The organism is Propionivibrio sp. (assembly GCF_017995515.1).
In the GTDB taxonomy this organism is placed as follows: domain Bacteria; phylum Pseudomonadota; class Gammaproteobacteria; order Burkholderiales; family Rhodocyclaceae; genus Propionivibrio.
On the sequence record NZ_JAGOIT010000091.1, the window covers coordinates 1 to 3309 of the forward strand.

At 65.7% G+C, this 3309-nt stretch carries 4 protein-coding genes; 2 read left to right on the top strand and 2 right to left on the bottom strand.

Annotated elements, in window-relative coordinates:
* The first annotated feature begins 231 nt into the window (after window positions 1-231).
* Both hxlA and KBA32_RS13515 read left to right on the top strand, forming a co-directional pair.
* Entirely contained in the window at window positions 232-861 is a 630-nt protein-coding gene (hxlA, locus tag KBA32_RS13510; protein WP_294359763.1) for a 3-hexulose-6-phosphate synthase, read from the top strand.
* Window positions 862-867: 6 nt separating this feature from the next.
* Window positions 868-1092, top strand: a complete 225-nt coding sequence (locus KBA32_RS13515) for a hypothetical protein (protein WP_294359765.1) — start codon at window positions 868-870, stop codon at window positions 1090-1092.
* A gap of 3 nt (window positions 1093-1095) precedes the next feature.
* Here the strand turns inward: KBA32_RS13515 and KBA32_RS13520 are convergent, their stop codons facing one another.
* Window positions 1096-2820: a diguanylate cyclase gene (locus KBA32_RS13520; RefSeq protein WP_294359767.1), complete on the bottom strand. Its 1725-nt coding sequence runs from the start codon at window positions 2818-2820 to the stop codon at window positions 1096-1098.
* The coding region (locus KBA32_RS13525; RefSeq protein ID WP_294359769.1) for an extracellular solute-binding protein at window positions 2817-3309 on the bottom strand (493 nt) is incomplete at its 5' end. The genes KBA32_RS13520 and KBA32_RS13525, both read right to left, overlap by 4 nt.

Genomic DNA, 3309 nt, shown 5'->3' on the forward strand with positions numbered 1-3309 from the left:
CTAGCATTATCGCGCCGGATCAATATTGACCATCGTGAAAACGACTGACAGTTATCCAGCCGCTCGCCCCGAGCCTGTCGAAGGGCGCGATGTCCACACGGGGCGTCTGTTCATGGTTCGATGCCCCGAAGGTGACCGCAGGAAATGCAGAGCAAATCCCCTTGGGGGGCAGGCTCACCACGAACGGGGGATCGTTCGTCCGCCACTCATACGATTCTCCACAGGCATGCGATGAAACTACAACTCGCGCTCGACGACATCACGCTTGCGGCCGCGCTGGCCCTCGTCGAGGATGTGCGCACGTACGTCGACATCATCGAGGTCGGCACGCCCTTCCTGTACGCGGAAGGGCTCGGCGCCGTGCGCGAGCTGCGCCGGCGCTTCCCCGAAAAGGAAATCCTCGCCGACATGAAGATCATGGACGCCGGCGAGCACGAGACGCGACTGGCGCTGCAGGCAGGCGCCGACTACGTGACCGTGCTCGGCGTCACCGACATCCTGACCGTCAAGGGCTGCCTGGCCGTGGCCGCTGAATTCGGCAAGACGATCGTCGTCGACATGATCTGCGAACCGGATATCGCCTCGCGCATCAAGCAGCTCGAAGCCGTCGGCGTGCGCGCGCTGGCCGTGCATACCGGCGTCGACCAGCAGGCGGCGGGGCGCACGCCGCTCGACGATCTGCGCGTGATGAAGTCGGTGAGCCGTTCATCGCGGATCTTCGTCGCCGGCGGCATCAACACGGCGACGCTGCCCGATTACACGCGCCTCGGCGCCGACGTCGTCATCGTCGGCAGCGGCATCTGCCACGCCGACGACCCGGTCGCGGCCGCCCGAACAATGCACGGACTTCTGTACAGATGAAAGCACGTGATCACACCGCCGCAGTGCTCGGCGAACTGGAACGCACCCTCGGCGCGATCTCGCCCGACGCCGAAAGTGAGCGCCGATTCGGGATGGACGTCGATCCAGCCGATGGGGACGCTGTTTGAGCAGAGCCTCGCGATCTCCCTCGACACGACGATCCTGCGCCTGATGGAACACACCGCGAAGAGTTCCGACGGCATGTTCACGCGGCACGCCAACCTCGAATAGCCGTCAGCCCGAGAGGTTGTAGAAGGCCACCGCGTTGCGCCCGCTCTCCTTGGCGCGGTACATGGCCTCGTCCGCATGGCGCGAGAGCTCGATCATGTCGGTACCGTCTTCCGGGTAGAAGGCGATGCCGATGCACGCCGACACCGCGATGCGGTGTTCCTCGCCATGGCCCACGATTTCGAACGGCTGGTTGAGTGCAACGCGAATCTTTTCGGCGACGGTCTGCGCGTCGACGTCGTCCTGGATCATTTCGAGCAGCACGACAAACTCGTCGCCGCCGATGCGTGCCGGCGTGTCGGACTCGCGGATCACGCCGCGGATGCGTTCGGCCACGGCCTTGAGCAGCAGGTCGCCGACCGCGTGCCCGAGGTTGTCGTTGATCGGCTTGAAACGGTCGAGATCGATGAACAGCACCGCCAGCCGTTCATTGTCGCGGCGGGCGGAGGCAAAGGCGTGTTCGGCGTGCTCGACGAGCAGTCGCCGGTTGGCCAGCCCGGTCAGCGGATCGTGCCGCGCCAGATTCTCCATTTCCTCGCGCCGGCAGTTCAGTTCGGCGATCTGTTGCTGGATCTGCTTGCACATGCGATGGAAGCAACGCGCCAGGACGCCGATTTCATCCCGGCGGTCAAGCGGCAGGCCGGTTGCCAGCTCACCGTCGGCGAAGCGCTCGACGGCACGTGTCATGGAATTGATCGGCCGCGTCACGGCACGTGCCAGCAGGGCCGCCAGCACGATGCAGACAAAGCTAAGCGCGAGTACGATGCGCAGCGTCACGCCGGCCAGCGTATCGACACGCTCAAGCACCGTCGTCAGCGGTTGCGTGAGTCCGAGAACGAGGTGTTTCTCCATCGACGCAGCGTTGACCTTGCGCGAAATGAACGCGGCAACGACCGGATCCGCCGCATAAGCGCCATCACGCGCCACGAACAACACCTGATCGGTCTTGCGCAAAACGAGGTCGCGGGTCTCCGGAAACTCCTCCTGGACGAGCGCGCGCCGGCCGCGGTCGAAGGCAAAGGCCTGCGCCGGATCGGGATGCACGAGGAAATCGCCGTCGCCGTTGGCGAGAAAGAGCCGGACGTCCTTCGGCAGGTCGGCGGCGAGCTGCGCAAACGCGCCGTTCAGATCGACGTTGATGACGACGACGCCAAGCACGCTCCCGGCCGCGCCGAGCACCGGCGTCGCCAGCTGGATGGTGGGCATGTCCCGCACAAAGTGGGTGCCGACTTCGTGATTGATGGTGATACGCGAGAGGTATATCTCGCCGGCCGCGAGCCGCGCGGTGTCGAAGACGTAGGGGTAGTGCCCTTTTTCCTGCAGTTCGTCGCCGGTCACGCGCACCAGCCCGGTGCCGTCACGATCGACGCGCACGTGTTCGAGGCCATGATCGTGCGCCGCGATCAGGCGCACCTGGTAGTAAGCCGGGCTGGCCTGCATGACGAGTTCGAAGAGCTTGGCCAGTTGATCCTGCGCCGTCGGATTTTCCGCTTCCAGCGCTGCGCCAGCCGCCGGATGCTGCGAGAGGATATGCAGGTCGCGCACGTTTTCGTTGCGCGCCAGCGCGATGCGCCGGGACAGCACTTTGGTGGACGTCAGCAACTCGTCCTCGGCGGAAGCGACCAGGAGATCGCGACTGACGACGTAGGCGCTGTACGCCGTCACGCCGGCCGTCACCGTAACGGCAACGGCGAGCAGGATACTCAGGCGGGAGGCGATCCCGAACTTCACGGCGCCAGCACCTTGCCGAGGCGGTCGCCTGAAACGATGCGCGCCCACAGCTCCCCGCGGCGCTCGACGTCCTCGACCGGTTGCAGCCAGATCAGCGCGTCGCTTTCCCGGTGGTGGGCCGCTGCGCGCGTCGTCGAATCGAGTCCGTGGCGACGCGTCAGCACCTCACTCGGGCCGGCTTCGAGCATGTAGTTGATCCAGCCCTCGGCCAGCCGCTTGTCGCGCGCGTTGCGCGTGATCGCCCAGCAGTCGAGCCAGGCCAGCGCGCCCTCCTTCGGGATGGCGTAGCCGACGTCGGCCCCCGTCGCCCGCATCAACTGCCACTGCTGCGAGCCGTAGTTGGCGAGCATCAACGCCGCGTGGCGCGTACGGAACAGTTCGACCGACTCCTCCGGTTTTGAATAGAAGCTCAGCACGTTGCGGCGCAGCGCGATCAGGCGCTCGACGATGGCCGGCCAGTCCCGACCGGCGATCCGGAACGGATCGGCC